The organism is Lysinibacillus sp. NPDC097214 (assembly GCF_050277945.1).
GTDB classification, from domain to species: domain Bacteria; phylum Bacillota; class Bacilli; order Bacillales_A; family Planococcaceae; genus Lysinibacillus; species Lysinibacillus xylanilyticus_B.
The window spans coordinates 44,738-66,783 of sequence record NZ_JBNNSS010000018.1 but is presented as its reverse complement, the minus strand read 5'-3'; the positions used below and the strand labels follow the sequence as shown (position 1 = coordinate 66,783).

General features: G+C 39.6%; 19 protein-coding genes and 1 other annotated feature. Of the genes, 4 read left to right on the top strand and 15 right to left on the bottom strand.

Going from position 1 to position 22,046, the window contains the following annotated elements; translation table 11 throughout:
* Positions 1 to 513: 513 nt before the first annotated feature.
* Positions 514 to 699 carry a YhzD family protein gene (locus tag ACQKMI_RS23910; protein ID WP_323649880.1) on the top strand — a complete coding sequence of 62 codons (186 nt, stop codon included), beginning with the start codon at positions 514 to 516 and terminating at the stop codon, positions 697 to 699.
* Between the two features lie 198 nt (positions 700 to 897).
* On the opposite strand, the gene ACQKMI_RS23905 is transcribed toward ACQKMI_RS23910, so the two are convergent.
* Positions 898 to 1,680, bottom strand: a complete 783-nt coding sequence (locus tag ACQKMI_RS23905) for an enoyl-CoA hydratase (protein ID WP_427492962.1) — start codon at positions 1,678 to 1,680, stop codon at positions 898 to 900.
* A 138-nt stretch (positions 1,681 to 1,818) separates the two neighbouring features.
* Here ACQKMI_RS23905 and ACQKMI_RS23900 point away from each other — a divergent pair, with 138 nt between their 5' ends.
* Complete coding sequence (locus tag ACQKMI_RS23900; RefSeq protein WP_427492960.1) at positions 1,819 to 2,790, top strand: rhodanese-related sulfurtransferase; 972 nt, start codon at positions 1,819 to 1,821, stop codon at positions 2,788 to 2,790.
* A gap of 54 nt (positions 2,791 to 2,844) precedes the next feature.
* Here ACQKMI_RS23900 and ACQKMI_RS23895 read toward each other — a convergent pair whose 3' ends face one another.
* Positions 2,845 to 4,497, bottom strand: coding sequence for an FAD-binding dehydrogenase (locus ACQKMI_RS23895; protein ID WP_427492958.1), 1,653 nt, complete (start codon positions 4,495 to 4,497; stop codon positions 2,845 to 2,847).
* Positions 4,498 to 4,873: 376 nt separating this feature from the next.
* Positions 4,874 to 5,113: a binding site (T-box leader), on the top strand.
* Positions 5,114 to 5,569: 456 nt separating this feature from the next.
* On the opposite strand from ACQKMI_RS23895, the gene serA reads away from it, so the two are divergent.
* Complete coding sequence (serA, locus tag ACQKMI_RS23890; RefSeq protein WP_427492965.1) at positions 5,570 to 7,177, top strand: phosphoglycerate dehydrogenase; 1,608 nt, start codon at positions 5,570 to 5,572, stop codon at positions 7,175 to 7,177.
* A 353-nt stretch (positions 7,178 to 7,530) separates the two neighbouring features.
* Complete coding sequence (locus tag ACQKMI_RS23885) at positions 7,531 to 8,157, top strand: hypothetical protein (protein ID WP_427492957.1); 627 nt, start codon at positions 7,531 to 7,533, stop codon at positions 8,155 to 8,157.
* A gap of 492 nt (positions 8,158 to 8,649) precedes the next feature.
* Here the strand turns inward: ACQKMI_RS23885 and ACQKMI_RS23880 are convergent, their stop codons facing one another.
* The 13 genes from ACQKMI_RS23880 to ACQKMI_RS23820 all read right to left on the bottom strand — a co-directional run bounded on the left by ACQKMI_RS23880 (position 8,650) and on the right by ACQKMI_RS23820 (position 22,014).
* On the bottom strand, positions 8,650 to 10,125 hold the full coding sequence (locus ACQKMI_RS23880; RefSeq protein WP_427492955.1) for an aldehyde dehydrogenase: 1,476 nt from the start codon (positions 10,123 to 10,125) through the stop codon (positions 8,650 to 8,652).
* 15 nt (positions 10,126 to 10,140) lie between these two features.
* Positions 10,141 to 10,335 (bottom strand): 4-oxalocrotonate tautomerase, encoded by a 195-nt coding sequence (locus ACQKMI_RS23875; RefSeq protein WP_427492953.1) that lies wholly within the window; start codon positions 10,333 to 10,335, stop codon positions 10,141 to 10,143.
* A 17-nt stretch (positions 10,336 to 10,352) separates the two neighbouring features.
* The gene (locus ACQKMI_RS23870) at positions 10,353 to 11,144 is read right to left on the bottom strand and encodes a 2-keto-4-pentenoate hydratase (protein ID WP_427492951.1); all 792 of its coding nucleotides are present in this window, start codon (positions 11,142 to 11,144) and stop codon (positions 10,353 to 10,355) included.
* 20 nt (positions 11,145 to 11,164) lie between these two features.
* Positions 11,165 to 12,166: a 4-hydroxy-2-oxovalerate aldolase gene (dmpG, locus tag ACQKMI_RS23865; RefSeq protein WP_427492950.1), complete on the bottom strand. Its 1,002-nt coding sequence runs from the start codon at positions 12,164 to 12,166 to the stop codon at positions 11,165 to 11,167.
* The gene (locus ACQKMI_RS23860) at positions 12,163 to 13,065 is read right to left on the bottom strand and encodes an acetaldehyde dehydrogenase (acetylating) (RefSeq protein WP_427492948.1); all 903 of its coding nucleotides are present in this window, start codon (positions 13,063 to 13,065) and stop codon (positions 12,163 to 12,165) included. The genes dmpG and ACQKMI_RS23860 overlap by 4 nt, the downstream gene beginning before the upstream one ends.
* A gap of 2 nt (positions 13,066 to 13,067) precedes the next feature.
* Positions 13,068 to 13,856 (bottom strand): 2-keto-4-pentenoate hydratase, encoded by a 789-nt coding sequence (locus ACQKMI_RS23855; protein WP_427492946.1) that lies wholly within the window; start codon positions 13,854 to 13,856, stop codon positions 13,068 to 13,070.
* Positions 13,857 to 13,866: 10 nt separating this feature from the next.
* Positions 13,867 to 14,346, bottom strand: coding sequence for a flavin reductase family protein (locus ACQKMI_RS23850; protein ID WP_427492944.1), 480 nt, complete (start codon positions 14,344 to 14,346; stop codon positions 13,867 to 13,869).
* 238 nt (positions 14,347 to 14,584) lie between these two features.
* Positions 14,585 to 15,550, bottom strand: coding sequence for a catechol 2,3-dioxygenase (locus ACQKMI_RS23845; RefSeq protein ID WP_427492942.1), 966 nt, complete (start codon positions 15,548 to 15,550; stop codon positions 14,585 to 14,587).
* Between the two features lie 25 nt (positions 15,551 to 15,575).
* On the bottom strand, positions 15,576 to 17,114 hold the full coding sequence (locus ACQKMI_RS23840) for a 4-hydroxyphenylacetate 3-hydroxylase N-terminal domain-containing protein (RefSeq protein WP_427492940.1): 1,539 nt from the start codon (positions 17,112 to 17,114) through the stop codon (positions 15,576 to 15,578).
* A 171-nt stretch (positions 17,115 to 17,285) separates the two neighbouring features.
* Positions 17,286 to 19,070 (bottom strand): XylR N-terminal domain-containing protein, encoded by a 1,785-nt coding sequence (locus ACQKMI_RS23835; protein ID WP_427492938.1) that lies wholly within the window; start codon positions 19,068 to 19,070, stop codon positions 17,286 to 17,288.
* A gap of 214 nt (positions 19,071 to 19,284) precedes the next feature.
* Positions 19,285 to 20,073, bottom strand: a complete 789-nt coding sequence (locus tag ACQKMI_RS23830; protein ID WP_427492936.1) for an HAD family hydrolase — start codon at positions 20,071 to 20,073, stop codon at positions 19,285 to 19,287.
* A gap of 512 nt (positions 20,074 to 20,585) precedes the next feature.
* Positions 20,586 to 20,834 (bottom strand): DUF3006 domain-containing protein, encoded by a 249-nt coding sequence (locus ACQKMI_RS23825; protein ID WP_427415577.1) that lies wholly within the window; start codon positions 20,832 to 20,834, stop codon positions 20,586 to 20,588.
* Positions 20,821 to 22,014, bottom strand: coding sequence for an MBL fold metallo-hydrolase (locus ACQKMI_RS23820; RefSeq protein ID WP_427492934.1), 1,194 nt, complete (start codon positions 22,012 to 22,014; stop codon positions 20,821 to 20,823). Before ACQKMI_RS23820 ends, ACQKMI_RS23825 begins: the two co-directional genes overlap by 14 nt.
* Positions 22,015 to 22,046 lie beyond the last annotated feature (32 nt).

Here is a 22,046-nt window from a genome sequence, read left to right as displayed (position 1 = left end):
GATAAAACCGTGTTGCTGTCGCTTCGCTTTCGCACAGATAAAACCGTGTTGCTGCCGCTTCGCTTTCGCACAGATAAATTGCCACAGGACGTGGCCTTCTTAGACTGAGTTCCTCTATTTCAGCTGTGTTTGGACACCCACTGAAAAGTAACTTAAATTCACATTCATTTGCTGAAAGAAGTTAAATAATCTATACCTTGTCGTCGTACTTTCATCACTCGCAATGCAGTAAACAATTCAGCATATTGGAATTGCTAGTTCAATCATTTACTAATCGCTAGATGTCTCATTTTATGATGAGACATTCGTGAATCACGCCGAAACCGAATATTTGTTCTATATTATCATACTTCACACTAGATGAGAAATGTATTCAAAGAATATTCATTAATAGTATCGCCTTATTTTTTTCACAATTTTCTCATTTTATCGAAATATTCGCTAGTTTTAACGTGAAGTTTATAAATCTTCTATGTATAATAGATATATATTTAATTAAAGGGTGGGGTTTGTATGGAAAATTACCGTTTTACAGCTTTTGAACAAACTGGGGAAACATTGTTTGATGAAACATGGACATTCGAAAACGATGAGGCTGCAAAAATCAACGGTCTACAGCAGATCGAAGAAAAAGGTGTTGCCAACAAAACTCATCGCCTTGTTAACGCTTCGGGTAAATTAATCTTATTCCATGTCTAAAAATGACTATTAAAAGGCACGTAGTACACCTTACTACGTGCCTTTTTAGGCCAACATGATGTTGGTCACTCAGTCGTGTGTTGTTGTTGTTGCTGTCGCTTCGCTTTCGCACAGATAAATTGCCACAGGACGTGGCGTTCTTAGACTGAGTTCCTCTATATCAACGGGTATTTGGACACCCAATGAAAGAAGTTAAATTTATTTCCCTACAAATGCAGGTGCTCTTTTCTCTACAAATGCATGGATTCCTTCCAAATGATCGGTCGTTTTACGCATCGCTGCTTGCCCTGCTGCTTCCATTGATAAAATACTCTCTAATTGCGGTAAATTTTGAGCATGTAGAATTTTTTTAGTCGTAATCATCGATGCAATTGGAGAAGCAAGCATTTTTCCTACTAGTTGGTCCGTAATCGCAAAAACAGTCCCATCTGGTGCAATATAATCAATTAACCCTTCATCATGTGCCTCCGATGCCGTTAAAACTTTACCTTCCCAAATCATTTGTTTAGCTTTAACAGTACCTACACGTTCCTTCATAAAGAAATGTCCCCCACCATCAGGGATGAGCCCTATGCCGATGAAGTTCATAGCGAGCTTACTATTTTCACAGGCCACAACTATATCTGCCCCAAGCGCTAGACTAAAGCCTAATCCGGCTGATGCTCCATGAACCGCTGCAATGACGATCATCGGTAGCTGGTAATACGCTTTGACAATACGTGTTAAGTAAACCATTGCCTCATTAATATTAAGCGGCTTATTTGGATCTAGCATCGCTTTAATATCGCCACCTGCTGAAAAGACTTTTCCTTCCCCGCGAATAACGAGAACTTGTATTTCTTGTTCCTGCTGTAGTGCCTCAAAGCATTCTGCTAGTTCACGCATCATCACATCATCCATAGCATTCATAGCATCTGGTCGATTTAATGTTAATGTTGCACGGCGTTCTAATTTTTCTAATGTAATCGTTGAAAATTCCATCCCTACACCCCCAAATATGAATAGTCATTCACTATGTACTATTCGCGTTTTTTTAGAAAACTCCTTCTACCCTACGCAAAATTGCACTTGATATGCTATATTTAAGGACGAATATCGATTTGAAGGTGGTTAATGATTGTGACACAGAAAGACTATCGTGTATTACTTTATTATAAATATATAGCTATTGAAGACCCTGTGGCATTCGCAGAGGAACATTTAGCACTTTGTAAAGAAATCGGGCTTCTTGGTCGTATTTTAGTTGGCGATGAAGGTATTAATGGAACGGTTTCAGGCACAGTTGAGCAAACTGATGCTTACATGAATCATATGAAGGCAGACCCTCGTTTTAGCGACATTATGTGGAAAATTGATGAAGTTGAAGGGCATACCTTTAAAAAAATGCATGTGCGCCCTCGTCAAGAGATTGTACACCTCGGTTTAAACGATGATATTAATCCTTTAGAAATAACAGGAGATTATTTATCACCAAAGGAATTTATGGAACGTATGCAGGAAGACAATACGGTTATTATTGATGCACGTAATGATTATGAATATGACCTCGGACATTTCCGTGGTGCTATTCGTCCAGATATTGAAACCTTCCGTGACCTACCAGATTGGATGGAGGCCCATAAAGAAGATTTTACGGGCAAGAAAGTTTTAACTTACTGCACAGGTGGTATTCGCTGCGAAAAATTCTCTGGCTGGTTAAAACGTGAAGGCTATGGAGAAAGTGTTGGTCAATTACATGGTGGAATTGCCACGTATGCAAAAGACCCTGAGGTAAAAGGTCAACTATGGGATGGGCAAATGTTCGTCTTTGATCGACGTCGCAGTGTACCCATTAATCAGGTTGAGCATGTGATTGTTGGTAAGGATTTCTTCACAGGTGAACCGACAGAACGTTATACAAACTGTGCAAATCCTGAATGCCATAAATTAATGCTTTGCGAGGAAAAGCATGAGGCCTTTTATATGCGTAGCTGTTCAGACGAATGTCGCCGCGCAAAACGCAACTTCTTCGTTGAAGAGAATGGTTGGACAAAAGAGCAGATTGAGGAACAAATCGTTAAAATCGCTCAAGTTCAAAATTCTTCTTTATAAGAAAAAAGAGCATCATCCATTTGTGATGATGCTCTTTCTTATTTTTCAGGATTTTCATTCCCCTTTTGCCAAGTAACGCCCTACCTGTCGGCCACTAAATAAACAACCTCCCACAAATGTCCCTTCTAAAGCACGGTAACCATGTACACCGCCGCCACCAAAACCACTAACTTCCCCAGCTGCAAATAAACCCGGTACAGGCTGACCATCCGCTCCTAACACAGCACCATTCAAATTTGTCTGTAAGCCTCCTAATGTTTTACGCGTTAAAATATTTAAGCGAACCGCAATAAGTGGCCAATTGTTTGGATCTAAAATTTTATGGGGCTTTGCAACGCGCACAAATTTATCACCTACATAGTTTCTTGCGCCATGAATAGCATTAACCTGTAAGTCCTTTGTAAATTTATTATCCATTTCACGATCCCTTGCTAAAATTTGCTCTTTTATTTTGATAAAATCAAGAAGGTCTTTGCCAGCCAATTTGTTCATTCCATCAACTAACTCCTTTAAATCATTAGCAATTACAAAGTCCTCACCATGATTTTTAAATGCCTGAATGGGAGCTGGTGGTCCTGGCAAAACACGTTTCAAAACATCAGTAATACTTTTATTTGTTAAATCTGGATTTTGCTCAGAGCCCGATAGTGCAAATTCTTTTTCAATAATTTTTTCCGTTAAAATAAACCATGAGTAATCATAGCCAGTTTTTTGAATGGCTTCTAATGTACTTAACGTATCAAAACCCGGAAAATTAGGTGCACTAAATCGATTGCCTTCTGCATCAAACCATAATGATGATGGGCCAGGCAAAATTCGAATACCATGATTGGGCCAAATAGGGTCCCAATTTTTCAAGCCTTCTGTATAGTGCCACATGCGATCTCTATTAACGATACGCCCACCGGCATGTTCCGTAATTTCTAACATTCTACCGTCTACATATGCTGGTACACCACAGACCATATTTTTCGGTGGTGTTCCAAGTCGTGCTGGCCAACTTTTTCTAACTAAATCAAAATTTGCACCTATTCCACCGCTGGCTACAATAACCGCTCCAGCTTCATAAGAAAATTCACCTATGCCTAGTCGAGAGCTTTTTTCTCCACGGTTTGCATAGCTTTGCGCCAAAACTGTGCCACTAATCCCTGTAATTTTTCCATCTCGTTGAATAAATTCGTCTACTCGATGTCTCGGTTTAAAATCTATATAACCATTCTTTATGGCCTTTTTCACTTTTTCAGCAAAAGGCTTTACAATGCCTGGTCCGGTTCCCCAAACTATATGGAATCTAGGTACTGAATTACCATGTCCGCCTGCTAACGATCCCCCGCGCTCTGCCCAACCGACGACAGGAAAAAACTTCATCCCCATAGACTTTAACCAGCTATATTTTTCACCAGCTGCAAAATCTACATAAGCTCTAGCCCATTTGTATGCCCATGAATCTTCATCCTCCAATCGATCGAAGCCAGCCGTTCCTTGCCAATCCTGCCATGCAAGCTCTTTACTATCCTTAATACCAAGCCTTCTTTGCTCAGGTGAATTCACTAAAAAAATACCTCCAAAGGACCAAAATGCCTGTCCCCCCATTGAATTTTCAGGTTCTTGATCTACTAATAGAATTTTTTTCTTTGCATCCGCTAACTCACAGGCAGCTACTAACCCCGCCAGTCCTGCACCGACAATTGCTACATCATACATCATTCTATACCCCCTAAAAATCAATCTTCCTTTACTTACATTCTTCTCTAATTGACAGTTTACCTTCTACACTTCGTAATTTTGACAAAAATGTGACAAGAAAATAATGTTCGCTTTCCTCCTCTAAACAAAGAAAGTTTCCAACGTATAATTTTCGACCTCGAATATTTGTTAAACGCCCATGTAATCTGACGTAACATATATCGGTAGCGCTTTCATTGTCCTTCCCTAAAACACGAACAATTAATGAATGACAACAATAAAACGTTCGCGTTTAACCGTTTTACAGACTTCCGAAGTCATGAATTTTAATCTTTTTCAGAAATATTGTTGACAAAGGTGAACAATAAGGATTATGATGTTAACAATTAAATCACACGAAAATATAACGACGGAGACACGCTAGTCGCTAGAAAATCCAAAGAGAGCTGATGGTTGGTGTAAATCAGTGATTTCTACGATAATAGTTCCACTCCTGAATAGATAAGCCGAACATCTCCAAAGTAAGCTTATCCGTCACATGCACGTTACGCATATAGCTAAGACTGCTAAAAAATTTTTAAGCAGTGATTAAGGGTGGTACCGCGAACCAATGTTTATTATGCCTTTCGCCCCTTACAACACAATATCTGTGTTTGTAAGGCGTGGAGGGCTTTTTTTATCTTCATTTTGTAACACTTACAAAATGAAGACAAAGCCTCTGGCGGATGTCATGGATTTTGTAAGGAATAAACAAAGGATGTTAGCCTAAAACCTTTGCATCCTGCGAAAACGGCTAACTGACCTGCATCGGTAAAAACGCCACGTCCTGTGGCATTACCGAAATGACCGACATCGTGTCGGCCCTCGTGCAGGCCTAAGCACAATTCAAAATCCAGACGCATTGTTTATCTGCGTGAAAGCAAAGCGTCAGCGGCAATTACGCCAAGGCGAAATTGATATTGCTCTCATTTCTACAAAGGAGATTTGTATGCTGTAAGATGTACTATCTCTACAAAATTCAGACTGTTTCGTATATAAAGAACACTAACATTTTTTAATTAAAAGGAGCTAATTACAAATGACTACATTACAAATGACTACTGCAACAAAGGCAATTAACGTATTTATCGCTGACCCACTAAGTGAAGATGGTATTTTTCCTCTACGACAAGAACAAGATTTAGACTTAAATATCATCGTTGATACTGGTCTTGCACCAGAAGAATTAATCGCAAAAATTGCAGATGTAGATGTTTTACTAGTACGTTCTCAAACAACGGTAACACGCGAAGTAATTGAAGCGGCTAAAAACTTAAAACTTATCGGACGTGCTGGAGTAGGTGTAGACAACATTGATCTAACTGCTGCAACTGAACATGGTATTATCGTTGTGAATGCACCCGACGGCAACACGAACTCTGCTGCTGAGCACACTATTGCCATGATGACTTCACTTGCTCGTCACATCCCACAAGCATTCAATACACTTAAAAATGGTAAATGGGATCGTAAATCTTATGTTGGTGTTGAACTTAAAAATAAAACTCTAGGTGTTGTAGGCTTCGGTCGTATCGGTGTTGAAGTTGCTTATCGTGCAAAAGGTCAACGCATGAATGTTATGGCATACGATCCATTCCTAACAGACGAACGCGCTAAAGAGTTAGGGGTAACAAAATCAACAGTTGAAGAAATTTGTGCTGCTGCAGATTTCATTACCGTACACACACCACTTCTTCCTGAAACACGTAACCTTATTAACAAAGAAAAATTCGCTATGATGAAAGATGGAGTGCGCATCATTAACTGTGCACGTGGCGGTATTATCAATGAGGATGATTTATATGATGCAATCGTAGAAGGTAAAGTAGCGGGTGCTGCTCTTGACGTATTCGTATCTGAGCCAGCAACAGATCATAAACTACTTACTTTACCGCAAGTAATCGCAACACCTCACTTAGGTGCATCTACAATTGAAGCACAGGAGTCTGTAGCGGTTGACGTTTCAAACGACATCATTAAATTCTATAAAACAGGTACTGTAACTAATCCAGTGAACATGCCATCTATTCCAAAAGAGTTGCTTGCACAAGTTGAGCCTTTCTTCGAATTAGCTGAAAAACTTGGTTCATTCTTATCTCAACTTACAACTGAGCCTGTGAAAGAAATCAACTTATCTTATGCTGGTGAAGTAGCAAATTATGATGTTCGTCCATTAACGTCAAACGCGTTAAAAGGCTTATTAACTAAAAATCACGGTAATCATGTTAATGACGTAAATGCTCGTTACCTATCTGAACGTATCGGCATGAAAATAAATGAGCATAAAACAACAACTGCAAAAGGCTTCACTAGCTTAATTACGATTGAAATTAAAACAGTAAACGAAACACACACAGTTGCTGGTACATTATTAAATGGTTTAGGTGCACGTATTGTTAAAGTAGAAGACTACGTTGTTGACGTTATCCCACAAGGTCACCTTCTTTACATTAAAAACACTGACAAACCAGGTGCTATCGGTCGCGTAGCAACAAAGCTAGCAGAAAAAGATGTGAACATCGCAACAATGCAAGTTGGTCGTGCACAAGTTGGTGGAACAGCTGTCATGATGCTAACAATCGATAATGCTGTAACAGAAGAAGATTTAACATTCGTTGCACAGCTTGAAAATATTGATGAAGCAAAAGCGATTAACCTATAATAGATTGATTGATAAGCAGAGAGTAGTTGCTCTCTGCTTTTTTTATTTTTAGGCTCATCACCATAACGTAGGGTTGATGTCCATTCCGACTGAGCGCTTTCCTCGGAAGGGAGGACGATGAGCAGCTAAAGCGAAGCGGTAGCAACAACTTGGGTTTGTCTGTGCGAAAGCGAAGCGGCAGCAACAACTTGGGTTTGTCTGTGCGAAAGCGAAGCGGCAGCAACAACTTGGGTTTGTCTGTGCGAAATGTTAGGAAAACAGGATATGTTATAATAAGAAAGTAATTTGAAGCAATGATTTTGAAACCATTGGTTGCTTTTAAAAGTTTATATCGTTTTAGGAGAGTAACAATTATGAAAAAAACAATAATCTTCTTTGCAATAGGAAGTAGTATTTTATTATTGTTTTATACAATGTTTAAGCTTATCGGGAATGAATCTTCTATGTTGACATTAATAACATATGGGTTATTTACGGTCACTTTTATTTATTCAATCATTTATTTATTTCAAAAGAAATGGGTTCCAATTATTATTCAATTAATAACACTACTCATAGTGATTGTATTGCCACCATTGATTAGAACAGAAGTGAATTTTTATTTTTATAAAGATGATAGAGAAAAAATCATTAGCATGTTAGTCAATGGGGAAATAAAAAAAGAAGCAAATAGATACGGAAGTAAAGGTTTTTACTCGTATTACACTCCCCCGCAATATATAGATGCGGTTAAAGATGAGACGATCAGAGTAGGTATGCATTCGAAAGATCATTTTTTTGTCTTTTTCCAATCAGCTGAACAACCCTTTATGGACATGCAGGGTTTAAGGGAAGGATTTATTTTTTCATCCGCAGGTGAATTTCCAACTGCCAAAGAGTTTGATTATTATAGTGATTACAAGAAAATAGATAATCACTGGTATTTCGTATCAAGTGATGTTAACAGATTTGAGAAATCATGTTTGTTTTTATGTGAATAATTAAGTAAAAGATAAGAAGTTGACATTCAGTAGGAAGCTTTAGCACAATAACTAAATTATCCATTGTTGATTGCGGACTATCTCCAAATTTACAAGGGCTACTCTCGCTTATTTATTTTTGGGGCTCATCACTATGACGTAGGTTTGGTGTCCGTTCCGACTGAGCGCTTTGTCGCTGCCGCTTCGCTTTCGCGCAATAAACATTTGTTGTTGCTGTCGCTACTCTTTCGCACAGATAAAACAATTGCTGCCACTTCGCTTTCGCACAGAGCAAAGCTTCCTGGGGACGTCCGATGAGAAGCTTGGACAAAAAGATGTTTTATGTACGAAAACTATGTATTGCAATAGCTTTTACATTGCTGTATTTTGCATATTATATACACTACTAGCTGTTCAATTAGTTATTGGACAGCTTTTTTTACACACCAAAATAAAAAAGTATCCCAGAAACACTTCTGAGATACCCCCTCCGAATAAGGGCAATCCTAGCCCTCATTTCAACGCTATACAAATATTTTTAGCTTCCGTAAAGAATTCCAAGCTATGATGACCGCCTTCACGTCCTACCCCACTCTTTTTAAAGCCTCCAAACGGGGCACGTAAATCACGCACAAACCAGCAATTTACCCAAATCGTACCTGCACGTACATCGTGTGAAATACGGTGAGCGCGCTGTAAGTTTTCGGTCCAAACAACTGCACTTAAACCGTACTCTGTCCCGTTTGCTATCGCAAGTGCCTCTTCTTCCGTTTCAAACGGGATAATTGTAACGATAGGACCGAAAATCTCCTCTTGGCAAATGCGGGCTTGTGGATTTTCTTGTAAATAGATTGTCGGCTGTAAATAATAACCCGTACTTAGATGCGCTGGTAATTCAGGACGTTCACCACCATAAATAAGTGTAGAATTTTCATATTCAGCTATACTTAAATAGCTCGTTACCTTGTTATAATGTGTTTCACTTACGACTGGTCCCATATTCGTTTTTGAATCTTGAGGGTCACCAACGACTAATGCTGCAGCCGCTTCTTTAAAACGTGTAAGGAATTCATCTAAGATTGTTCGTTGCACTAAAATACGTGACCCCGCTAGACAAACTTGACCGGAATTCATAAATGCTGCTTGAATCGATACCGGTATAGCTTTTTCTAAATTCGCATCTTCAAAAATAATATTTGCTGCCTTGCCACCTAGTTCGAAGGAAACCTTTTTCAATGAATCAGCACCGTTTTTCATGATTGCTTTACCTGTCGTCGTTTCCCCCGTGAAGGAAATTAAATCGACTTCTGGATGTGTCGTCATAAATTCACCTGCTGATTGTACCCCAAAGCCATGAACAACATTAACAACACCGTCTGGAATACCCGCCTGTTGGGCAATCTCACCAAGTAACGATACGGTTAAAGGTGTAATTTCTGCCGGCTTTATGACCGCCGTATTTCCTGATGCTAAGCATGGACCAAGCTTCCACGTTGTTAGCATAAACGGTAAATTCCAAGGGGTAATTAAAGCAGCAACCCCAACTGGCTCATAGCGCGTATAATTTAAATAAGCATCATCCATTGGGTATACTTCGCCGCCTTGCTGTTCCATAAAGTCAGCAAAAAACTTTAAATTTTCTGCGGCACGTGGAATTTCACGTTCTAATGCTACTTGATAGGGCTTACCTACATCTAATGCTTCTAGGCGTGCTAACTCTTCTTTGCGTTCTAGAATAATTTCTGCCATCCGACGAATTTTTGCCAAACGCTCAGATAAAGGCATTGTACGCCATGGCCCTTCTTCAAAAGCTTTCCGTGCTGCTTCACACGCCCGATCCACATCTTCAAAGCTTGCTTCATGGACTTTTGCAATAATCTCCTGGGTCGCAGGATTTTTCACCTCGAACAATGTTTGAGAAGAAGATTCTACATATTCCCCATTAATAAATAGCTTAACTTCTTTCAATTTCGTTTGTGTATTCCCCATAGTAGACACTCCTTATTATTCATTTTGTCGACGGTGGACGGACTTCCCTGCAATTCCCCAATGAGCGCTTGGGATTTCATTTAAGCATACACGAACCGTTTCAAGCGGTGCGTCTAATACAGAAGAAACGGTTTTGCTCACTTCTTCAATTAACCTTTCCTTTTGTTCTGGTGTACGTCCTTCAATGAGTGTTACTTGAATAATTGGCATTTCACCTTCCTCCTTCTCTATAGGTCTACTTCAACTGTTAACGACTCCATTCCGTCAAAGCTTACAGTAAAGCTATCCCCCGCATGCATTGTTGCGGCTCCTGTTAACGCACCACTTAGCACAATATCTCCAGCTCGAATGTGTTGTCCACGAGCGATTAATTTATTCGCCATCCATGCAATGGCACGTGCTGGATGTCCCATAACTGAACCTGCTGTACTCGTCGCAAAGATTTCATCATTTTGCCTAAAAATACAGCCCATATTCACAAGATCCACTTCGTTCACCGCATACTTTTGTGAACTTACTATGTAGCGCGAAGAAGAAGAGTTATCGGCAATCACATCTGGTAAGGTAAAATTGAAATTTAAATAACGACTATCGATCATTTCCATGGCAGGTGCAATATAATCAGTCGCTTTCAAAACTTGTGCAACAGTTACATTTGGACCGCGTAAATCTTCTTTAAAAACAAAGGCAATCTCTGGCTCAATTTTCGGATGAATTAAAGATTTCAAGGAAATCGGCAGTTGTGGATTTAGCGCCATATTCGCTAACAGCACGCCATAAGATGGCTCATGTACACCCATCATTTGTTGTTTTGCCTTACTCGTTAAACCAAGCTTTAGCCCTGAAATGGTTGTTTGCTCATGCATACGCTTTAGTTCAATTAGTTTGTCTTGAATGTCATAGGCTGTTTCCACTGTCAGCTCTGGATATTTTTCGACAAACTTCGCGACCTCAGACACATCTCGCTCTGCTTTATACAACTCATACGCAATTTGATCTAGCGTATCTGTTTTCATCATCGCTCATCCCTCCGGTTCTACTAGACTGTCTTTGCAATCTCACGAGCAATTTCTGCGATTATATCCTCTTGCCCACCTACCACTTTCCTCTTGCCGAGCTCCACTAAAATTTCACGTTCATCTACGTTGTATTTTTTCGCTGCTTCCTGCGTAAATAATAAAAAGCTAGAGTAGACACCAGCATAGCCCATCATTAAGCTAGCGCCTGTTATTTCTTGCGGACGTGGCATAATTGGTGCAACTACTTCATTAGCAACATCGATGACACTATATAAATCAATCCCAGTTTCATAGCCAAGACGATCGAAAACAGCAGCCATTACTTCCGTTTGTGTATTACCACTACCAGCGCCTAAACAGCGTAAACTACCATCTACATACGTAGCACCTGCTTCGACAGCAGCTATCGTATTTGCCAAGGCAAGTGATAAATTATTATGTGCATGGAAGCCAATTTCACAAGAAACATGTGACTTTAATGCGGCTACACGTTCCTTGACCTCATGAGGTAACATGGCACCTGCTGAATCCGTCACATAAATAATTTCTGCACCGTAACTCTCAAATAACTTCGCTTGTTCTACTATTACGGACGTTGGAGCCATATGTGCCATCATTAAAAATCCAACTGTTTTCAATCCTAGCTCACGGCTTAAGTAAATATGTTGTCCCGCAACATCGGCCTCGGTAACATGGGTTGCCACCCTGGCCATTTTAGCTCCTGCCTTCACTGCATTTTTCAAATCTTCTTTTACACCTATACCAGGTAAAATTAAGACCGAAATAGCCGAATCACCACATTCTTCTCGTGCCGCCTCGATTAACTTCAGTTCATCCACTTTTGAAAAGCCGTACTGTAGAGAAGAGCCCCCTAATCCATCTCCATGGGATACCTCAAAATATTTCACCTTTGCTTTCCTTAAACCACGAGCTACATCTCTCACTTGCTGCTCTGTAAATGCATGGCGCATTGAATGACTACCATCACGCAATGTGACATCTAAAACTGTTAATTTTGTCATTTACTCACCTCCGCTTGGTTCGCCCTCACTGTTTCATGATGCTGTTTAGCGATTTCATTCCCTACTTGTACTGCTGCAGCCGTCATAATATCGAGATTTCCTAAATAGGTTGGGAAAAAATCTCCTGCTCCCTCTACTTCTAAAAAGATTGATACCTGTTTACCATTAAAAATAGGAGCGCTCGTCATGCGATATCCAGGTACATATTGCTGAACAGCTAGCACTATATCTTCAATTGCTTCGATAATTTCTTGTTCCTTGTCACATTCATTCACTAAAACATGCACAGTATCACGCATTATAATCGGCGGATCAGCTGGATTTAAAATGATAATCGCCTTTCCCCTATTCGCTCCGCCTACGTCCTCTATTGCATTTGCTGTTGTTCGTGTAAATTCATCTATATTAGCCCGTGTTCCAGGTCCTGCGCTTTTACTCGCTACCGTTGCAACAATCTCCGCATATTCAACATCAGCTACTTGGTTAATAGCATAGACAATTGGAATAGTCGCTTGGCCACCACATGTCACCATATTGACATTATCGGCCGCCGTGAACTTTTCCAAATTAGCACACGGCACAACGAATGGGCCAATAGCAGCTGGCGTTAAATCAATGATTTTCTTACCAAGAGCAAGCACTCTCTCACTGTGCATAGAATGCGCCTTTGCAGTTGTGGCATCAAATACAATATCAAAAAGCTCAGGACATGCCACTAAGCCATCTATTCCATTCGTGATTGTATGATAGCCACGAGCCTTCGCACGTTGAATTCCCTCAGAAGCAGGGTCAATCCCTACCATGACGCTCATTGTTAAGAAATCACTACGCTCAATTTTGTACATTAAATCTGTACCGATATTACCGGAGCCTAAAATCGCAATTTTTAACTTTGCCATCTTCATTTCTCCTCCTTCAGCCTAAACGTAGCGGACACAGTACCTAGATGGGCAAACTCTGCCGTAAACGTATCTCCATCCTCAAGTGTGACTGCCGCTGTTAATGCTCCTGCTAACACCAACTCACCCGCCTGTAAACCGATATGATATTTACTAAGTTTATTAGCTAACCATGCAACTGCACGTAATGGATCACCCATGACAGCGGCAGCGGCTGCACTATCAAACAATTCACCATTTCGGTAAACATTCATGCCAATATGCGGTAAGTCTATATCTAGCAATTTAGTAGGCGATCCGCCAATAATCACCATGGCAGATGAACCATTGTCTGCGACCGTATCTTCAAAACGAATTTTCCAATCTACTATGCGACTATCAATTACTTCTAGTGCGGGGACAATGTAATCTGTCGCCTCAATGACATCCTCCACTGTAATATTTGGTCCATATAAATCCTTCTTCAAAACAAATGCAATCTCAAATTCCAACTTTGGTTGAATAAATTGATTGAGTGAGATCGTTGCACCATCGACTTCCACCATATCCGATAAAATATGACCGTAGTCTGGCTCCGAAACTTTAAATTGCTGCTGCATTGCTTTACTCGTTAAACCAATCTTCTTACCAACAATTTGCTTCCCCTCTTGTTGCTTTGTAGCAATTTGAAGTAATTGAATAGCATAAGCGTCATCTACAGTTATGTCTGGAACAATAGATGATAGCGGATCGATTGGTTGCTTCGTTGCCTCAGCTTCCTGTAATTTCTCTGCATATAGTTGTCTATCCATATCTGACCTCCTAGACCTGTAGCGTGGTTTCTGCTGATAATGCACCATACTGTCCGTTAAAGAATAGCAATGGCTCCCCATCTTCTAGATGAATGTTTTTCACTCGTCCGATAAATAACGTATGATCTCCTTCTATATAGGTGCTAGCTACCTCACAGCTCACCTGTGCAATAGCGCCTTCAATTGTCGGTGCACCTTGTAAATCACCGAACGTTACTTGACGCTTTTCTTTTATTTGTCCGGCAAATAGCATGGATAGCTCTTGCTGCTGTGCTGATAAAAAATTGACAGTAAATGTTCCGCTTTGTTGGATATGCTCCAGCATCGAAGCTTTTTCACCGATAGAGATGACAACTAATTTTGGATCAAGAGAAACAGACATGAACGCATTTGCAGTCATACCATGGATACTGCCATTTACATTTGTTGTAATTACTGTGACTCCTGTTGCAAATTTCCCCATCGCATTCCTAAACAAACGATCCTCCATTACATAACCTCCTTATGATTTAGTGCTGTCTCAAATACTCTGAAGTAGTATTTGAGACAGCGATGTAAATTTTTCAGGTAAACTATTACTGGCTCATCATCATCACGTGGGTTGATTTCCGTTCCGACTAGACGCTTTCCCAAGGAGTTGCCCAGTTGTAACGAAGATCAACTTATATATACGACATACGTTTTTTAACAAATAATATCGCTAACTTTTGGCGATGAACTACTATTGTTTATTTCACAGGAACCTTTATTGATCGATCTGGTGTACCATATAAGAAATACTCATTAGGTAGTGGAGAGCCATACCAAACAATCGCTTCATCTAACTCATTTTCATGCCATGTTATTGGCTTCCAATCAGGATCGAAAATTAAGTAACCTGAATCGCCAAATAATTCAACTCGGTTGCCACCAGGCTCCATCACGTACATGAAGTACGCTTGACTCACACCATGCTTGCCAGGTCCAGCTTCTATTTGAATACCGTTTTCTACAAAAATATCTGCTGTATCCATTAGGTGCTGTGGATAGCCGTACCAAAAAGCAATATGATGGAAGCGGCCACTATTGCCAGTTTGGTCGTTCATTAACGCTACCTCATGTACAAGTGGGCTAACACTCATCCATGCACCAATTTCCTCATCATTGTTTAAAACAATTTGTTCACGTAATTTGAAGCCTAAATGCTCTGACATAAACTCACGGTTTTTTGCTACATCTCTACACATTAAGTTAATATGATCTAAACGACGTGCCGGAACACCCATCAACGGGCGCTTTTGTGGACGACTTTTTAATAATGTTTTTTGATCTTCAGCAGGCTGAAAATAATCTACTTCCCACAAAATCTCTTGGTTGTGTCCATCTGGTGTGACAAATTGGTAGGCACGACCGTGACCTAAATCACCATCAATCCAGCCTTTTCCGTAACCGCTTTTTTCTAAAGATGCCACCCGACGCTCTAGCGCTTCTGGTGAACTTGCTCGCCATGCAGAATGTCCAAGTCCAGCTTCTTTTCCTTCCGTAAGCTTTAATGTGTGATGATAAAAATCTTCATAGCCTCGTAAATAAACAGATTGCCCCTCGCGTGCAGTAATTTGTAGTCCCATATAATCTGTGAAGAATTTTAAAGATTCCTCTGGCTTTGGTGTAAAAAGCTCCACATGCGCTAATTGTGCTACATCAAAATTTGACATCAAACATTCCCCCTAATTGTTTTCATTATTTATTTGTAAAATAATTCACATCATCTGGATTAACCCACGTTGGGTCTGTCCACCCCGTTAAATCGTAATCTGCCATACATTGCTCAGCAAACGCGATAAACTCATCTGTTTTACCGCTACCTTGTGCACCGAACAACGTTTGTAATCGAATATCTTCATGGTTTCCAGCATAATTACGTTCATATAATTCACTACGGCCGCCAAACTCAGTACCAATCGCATCCCAAAGTAGCTTAATTGTTTTAATCTTTTCAAGGGCTTCAATACCATTTGAACCACGGTAAAGCTTATCTAATGTCGGACGGAATTCCTCGTTTAAAAAATCCCTTGCACTAGATGGTTGGACGATTAAATTCCCCGCTACAATCTGCTGAATGATGCCCTTAATCTTTGGCCAACCTTCCTGTAAAAATACACGATACGCTAATCCACCATTTAAATTCGGAACAACGGTGCCATTTTCTTTTTTCTCAGGATTCAGCGCCATCGCATCGCTTAATGACCAGAACATATGACGCCAAGCTATAATTTCACCGATATGCACCTGTACACCACGGAATTGATCGGTGCCCGCTGTTTTTAATGCTTTCAATAATACGCCGATAATAAAATCTAATTTCACAGCTAAGCGTGTGACACCTTGGAAAGTAAAACGATTAATGAAACCGCTTTCTACAAAGAATGAAGTTGTCTTTTGCATATCTTCATAAATTAAAATATTTTCCCATGGGATAAGTGCTTGCTCGAATACAAGTACCGCATCATTTTCATCGAAACGGCTACTTAGCGGATAATCAAATGGGCTCCCCATAACTGCAGACGTCATTTCATACGAAGCACGACTGATAAGCTTCACACCGGGTGCATCCATTGGTGCAATAAAGACAACTGCAAATTTTTTATCTTTAATCGGTAATCCATACGTACCAACAAAATTGTAATTCGTAATAGCTGAACCTGTAGCCACCATCTTTGAACCACTAATAATCAAGCCTTCGTCCGTTTCACGTTCCACTTGGATAAAAACATCCCCTACTTCATGGACATCTTTATGTCGATCAACAGGTGGATTCACAATTGCATGATTAAAAAACCAATTACGTTCTTGTGATTCTTTGTACCAACGCTTTGCATTTTCTTGGTAAGGTGAATAATATTCCGCGTTTCCGCCAAGTGTTGCAAGGAATGAAGCCTTATAGTCTGGTGTCCGCCCCATCTGCCCATATGTAAGTCGGGCCCAAGCAACAATAGCATCTCGACCTTTAATTAAATCATCCGCGCTACGTGCTGCACGGAAATATCTATGGGTATAACCACCACTACCTGTATCCGTTTCACAAGTTAAAATATCTTTGTATTTTGGGTCATGCATGGCATCATATAGACGTGAAATTGATCGTGCTGAATTTCGAAAAGCTGGGTGGGTCGTGACATCCTTTACACGTTCACCATGTAACCAAATTTCCCGACCATCCTTTAAACTTTCTATATATTCCTGCCCTGTCAAAGGCTTCGTACCTTGCTTTACAACCATTCTCTTCCCTCCTACAATTATTTTTTCTTGTTTGACATGTCTATTTAACTGTAATGCTTTTCGAATTTTTAGATAATTTATTAAAAGTATAGTAATCTGTTTTTTTTCTTTAAAATTTGAAAGGGAAATATGCGAAAAATAGAAAAAAGCCAGCGAATTCGCTGACTTCTCTTACTTTTTATTTTCTATCGCTTTCATTACATAATAGATTTTCAAAGCCAATTGGCATCTGAATCGCCCATCACCTGTACGTAAATCTTCTCGCAATAGAGATTCAATTTTCTCCAATCGGTAACGAAAACCAGGAATGGATAGATTCAAAGCCTTCGCTGTCTTATTGACATTCCCACTGTGATTTAAGAAAACTTCTAACGTATGGACAAGTGTTGCATTATTTTGCTTATCATAACTTAATAGATGACCAAGTACCTCTTCATAAAACTGTAAAAGCTCCTTTGGATTTGTCGTCTTTAAAAATAGCATTATGTGCTGAAAGTTTTCGTAAATAGCAGCCTGTGTCTGTCCAGGTGCTGCATATCGCAAAAATTGACAAATCAATCTTGCCTCGTTGTGACTGTTCCCAATTTCCTCTAACTTCTCTGCATTTTTTCCTACACCAATTTGAAATATAGATTGTTTGAATCGTTCTTTTAAACGTTTCGATAATACGCTAACAAAGTCCGACATATATTCGATATTATTCTCACAGTCCTCTAGAATAAGTAGGACTTCCTGATTTTTAATAAAGCATTCCACATTTAAATACTCTGTCATTAAAAAGCTGTGTAATATTTCCGGGTCCTCATGCTCAGTTGTTATAACAATTACACGATTGTTTTTACTCGGATCAAAATAGAAAATACTACGTGCCTTTTTAATAAGTTCCTCTGTGGAAGATTGTCTACTCATGACTTCATCTAAAAAATCAGACTTTCGTTGCCACTGTGATTGAGCAATTTGCATCTGTGTATATAAATAAATTGAGAAGACCGTTACAGCGCGTTCAATAATCATTTCCTGCTCGCGCGTTAGATTATTATGACTAAGAATCACTAAAGTCCCCAATTGTTTTTTCATGGTCATAATCTCATACTCATGTCGAAACTCTTTTCTCTTACGACTTCCTTCTATATAAAGTTGCTCATCATCCTTTTGCATAAAATAATAGCCGATTGGCTTCATTAAATATCTACGCTCAATTGTTACACTACATTGTAAAGCATCACTTAAAAGATGTAACAGTTGATTCAACGTATAGCCTTCAAGCATGGCATGTGTCATTTGCTTATGGATGGTATCAGAATGTAGGATCGAATTATTCAACGTTTTTAACTCATTGTACGTAGTATCTAACTCGTCAGCTAAGGACGTTTCTTGAAAATATCGTAATATATCTAGTTGCTCTGCTGTAGCATGCTCTTTTGTTCGAACGACAAATTTACAATAGTCATCGCATTTACCACGACACTTTTCTTCAAAAATGACAATCTCCTTTGGATAAGTTTTTGCTAAAAAACCTGCTACATAGCCAATCAATGTCCAACATACACTTTCGTCACTAAAACCAAAATGGCGGACGTGCTCCTCCGCCTCGTAAGAATGAAACCACTTACCTTCCATTTCAAATTTATCGTCACTTATTTCCAATACATCAATTTCTACACTAACAACGCCCTCTAATGTATGAATCGCCGCTCCAGCTCTTATCAACTCTTTTAACTCTTTCCAATTGTACATCTTCTCAATAGAGCCACCAGCACTATAACCACATGCCCAACCATAGCGTAATAAAAAGCCTTTTGCTCGTTCCATATTCAACGTTTGAATAATATCACGCCTAAAAAAGCCAAGTGCCTCAGCCGATTTTAAGATCATTCGATTCCCATTGAACTTAATGATGCCTGAACGTGGATTAATATCAATTGAATTTTCAAACACTAAACGATTTGCTTTCATCATATACACCCCTATAACGATGAAGTTCTATAGATTTTTTCTTATTTTCTCCAAATCGAAATCACTAGATTGTAAGTGTTTACTTTTATTTTCAATAATAGTATAAATTATTTTTTCGGACAATTCACTCAATTGCAACAACAAATGTTTCGACATTTCCCTTCGATAAATCAAAAAAATGTACTGATCCATTGATGAATCAGTACATTTTTGCTTATAGCTTATTTACTAGTTCTAATAATGCCGTTAAAGAATCAACTTCATATGTTGGCGTGACAACGCCGTTTGGTGCATTGTTTTCACGATTTATCCAAACGTTGCGCATACCAACACGAGATGAGCCTAAAATATCAGTGTTTAAGTTATCTCCAACCATAATCGCATCGTCTGCTGTAATACTTGCTTTTTCCATTACATGTTCGAAAATAGAGGCATCTGGTTTCCCTTTACCAAAGTCCCCAGAAATAATGATATGGTCAAAATATGGCGCGATTTCTGGTGTTATTTCCAGCTTTAAATTTTGTAAACTTGGTGCTCCATTTGTCAGTAATACGAGTTGATACTTTCCTTTCAGCTTATCTAGCACATCAAAAGTATCTTCATATAGTAATGGAGACACTTTACGCTCTGCCACAAAGCGCTCCCCTAGTTCCGCCCCTAATTGTGCATCATCAATGCCAAGAGCCGCTAAGCCTTTTGTCCATGCTTCTGTACGATAGCCTGGTACGATCTTTTTCATTTTTTGGAAAGAATCTGTTGGATCATCGAATGTTCCCCAAAGTCCCTCGAATGGATTAATGCCGATTAACACCGTATAATCATATGTTTCATAGCCTTCGTAAAGTGCACGTGCTTCTTTACGCACAGCTTCCTCAAGCTCAGCCGGATTCACATTATGTATTGTTGCTGCGTATTCACACGTTTTTTCAAATGCTGTTTTGACGGATTTTTTATCCCATAATAGCGTATCATCTAAATCAAAAATAATTGTGTTAATTGACATTGTGTCAGCTCCTAGCTTCCTATTAGTATAATTATTTTAGCATATATTCAAAATATTTAGCATAGCGTTTTAGTGTTTTTCCATCGTCAAAACGTAAGGTTGATTTCCGTTCCGGCCGGGCGCTTTGTTGCTGACACTTCGCTTTCGCACAGATAAAACATTTGCCGCTGACGCTTCGCTTTCGCGCAGAGCAGAGCTTCCTGGGGGCGTCCGATGAGCCGCTTCGCTTCGCTGCAGGGTCTCGGGCCAACAGATGTTTTCTGCGCGAAAGCGTAGTGCAAATGTAGCGGCAGCAGAGGGTTTTGTTTGTGCGAAAGCGCAGCGTCAGCAACAGCACCGAGGTTGGTCACGAAGGCGTTATCACAGGATGTGATGATTTTAGCCTTCGTTCCTCTATTGCTGATCCCCAAGGAGTCGCCCAGCCGTAACGAAGATCAACATATTACATGGTATCCATTTTAACAAATGCTATCCCCAACTTCAGGTGATGAGCCTAATCCTAGCCGCTTCTACTATTGATTTTTTCTACGCAATCTATCCATTAGGCTTTGTATGTCAGCCTTTTTTTGTTCAGTTTCTTCTTTCAAAATTTCAATTTGGTAGATGCCGTCCACTTCTTCAATTAGCACACGATCGCCAACCTGTACTGGTTTATTCATAGCAGACTGTAAAATGATTAGCTGTTCCTCTTCCTCTGGGTACTTCAAAAAAACTGCATATCCATCTTCAATACGGTCTAAGGTGTATTTAGTCGAGCTCACTAACGATATCCCCTTTCGCATTACGTAATTGTGCAGCATCCCCATCATTCAGCCAAATCTGTTTCTTTGTCCATTTTAAATAGTTTTGACCTTCTCGTGCATTTGAGCCACTTGTGACATAAAACGTTTTCCCTGGCTGCAATGTCACATTCGGGAAATTAAAAACTTGAGCTCCTTCAATGGATATAAGCTGCCAACCCTTTAAGGACACTGCTTCATTACCATTATTTTTAATGCCTACAATTTCTTCTATTAAATCCTTACTAACAATGTCAACACTTGCACTAGTTGTTGGTGATGCTGCTGGTGCTGGTGCTGAGGCAATGTTTCCAGACCATTCTTTCGAATTCACGTCATAGTTTACACCATCCGTTGACACGATAACAGTTCCCACTTCTGCAGTTGCGTAAATTTTACTGCCAATTGCTTGTAATCGCTCAACTACTTCAGCATGAGGATGACCATACTTATTGCCCTCTCCGTAGCTTAAAATTGTCACTTCTGGATGTACTTTCTGAATGAACTCCGCAGAGCTACTCGTGTTAGAGCCATGATGACCTGCCTTTAAAATCGTGGCTTTCACATCGTCCTGCATCATCTCTTTTTCTAACGCGATTCCCGCGTCGGCTGTTAATAAAAATGATACATTACCATAAGCAAGTTTTAAGACAATGGAAGCATCATTATTATCTGTTGCATTTTCATTTGCGTTTAACACCTTCACATTAATATCATCATCAAACGCTATACGATCGCCTGTTTTCGGAACATTATAAGGAATATTCTTCGTATCAATAAGTGTCAGCATCTCTTCAAAAGTTTGAGATGTATGTACTTTCCCTGAATCATAAAATTGTCCAATATCTATCGAATTTAACACAGGAATTAAACCACCAATATGGTCTGCATCAGGATGGGTTGCGACTACTATATCAAGCTTGTTCACACCGAGCTCCTTCAAATAGGAAACAACTTTTTGACCAGCCCCTTTAACGCCTCCATCAACAAGCATCGTTTTACCGTTTGGCGATTCAATAAAAATCGAATCTCCTTGTCCCACATCAATAAAATGTACGCGCATCCCATGTCCCGCAGTGACGGATACTTTCTTCGTATTTGACGTCTCTGTACAGCCTGCTAATACAAAAATACAAAGGAGCATTACTATTAATTTTTTCATCTCTAACTTCCTTTCTACTTTTCTATTATACA

Coding starts and splice junctions, on each gene's coding strand:
- ACQKMI_RS23910 (WP_323649880.1), top strand. CDS start 514: ATGGAAAATTACCGTTTTACAGCTTTTGAACAAACTGGGGAAACATTG.
- ACQKMI_RS23905 (WP_427492962.1), bottom strand. CDS start 1,680: ATGGAATTTTCAACGATTACATTAGAAAAATTAGAACGCCGTGCAACA.
- ACQKMI_RS23895 (WP_427492958.1), bottom strand. CDS start 4,497: ATGATGTATGATGTAGCAATTGTCGGTGCAGGACTGGCGGGGTTAGTA.
- serA (WP_427492965.1), top strand. CDS start 5,570: ATGACTACTGCAACAAAGGCAATTAACGTATTTATCGCTGACCCACTA.
- ACQKMI_RS23885 (WP_427492957.1), top strand. CDS start 7,531: ATGAAAAAAACAATAATCTTCTTTGCAATAGGAAGTAGTATTTTATTA.
- ACQKMI_RS23880 (WP_427492955.1), bottom strand. CDS start 10,125: ATGGGGAATACACAAACGAAATTGAAAGAAGTTAAGCTATTTATTAAT.
- ACQKMI_RS23875 (WP_427492953.1), bottom strand. CDS start 10,335: ATGCCAATTATTCAAGTAACACTCATTGAAGGACGTACACCAGAACAA.
- ACQKMI_RS23870 (WP_427492951.1), bottom strand. CDS start 11,144: ATGATGAAAACAGATACGCTAGATCAAATTGCGTATGAGTTGTATAAA.
- dmpG (WP_427492950.1), bottom strand. CDS start 12,166: ATGACAAAATTAACAGTTTTAGATGTCACATTGCGTGATGGTAGTCAT.
- ACQKMI_RS23860 (WP_427492948.1), bottom strand. CDS start 13,065: ATGGCAAAGTTAAAAATTGCGATTTTAGGCTCCGGTAATATCGGTACA.
- ACQKMI_RS23855 (WP_427492946.1), bottom strand. CDS start 13,856: ATGGATAGACAACTATATGCAGAGAAATTACAGGAAGCTGAGGCAACG.
- ACQKMI_RS23850 (WP_427492944.1), bottom strand. CDS start 14,346: ATGGAGGATCGTTTGTTTAGGAATGCGATGGGGAAATTTGCAACAGGA.
- ACQKMI_RS23845 (WP_427492942.1), bottom strand. CDS start 15,550: ATGTCAAATTTTGATGTAGCACAATTAGCGCATGTGGAGCTTTTTACA.
- ACQKMI_RS23840 (WP_427492940.1), bottom strand. CDS start 17,114: ATGGTTGTAAAGCAAGGTACGAAGCCTTTGACAGGGCAGGAATATATA.
- ACQKMI_RS23835 (WP_427492938.1), bottom strand. CDS start 19,070: ATGAAAGCAAATCGTTTAGTGTTTGAAAATTCAATTGATATTAATCCA.
- ACQKMI_RS23830 (WP_427492936.1), bottom strand. CDS start 20,073: ATGTCAATTAACACAATTATTTTTGATTTAGATGATACGCTATTATGG.
- ACQKMI_RS23820 (WP_427492934.1), bottom strand. CDS start 22,014: ATGAAAAAATTAATAGTAATGCTCCTTTGTATTTTTGTATTAGCAGGC.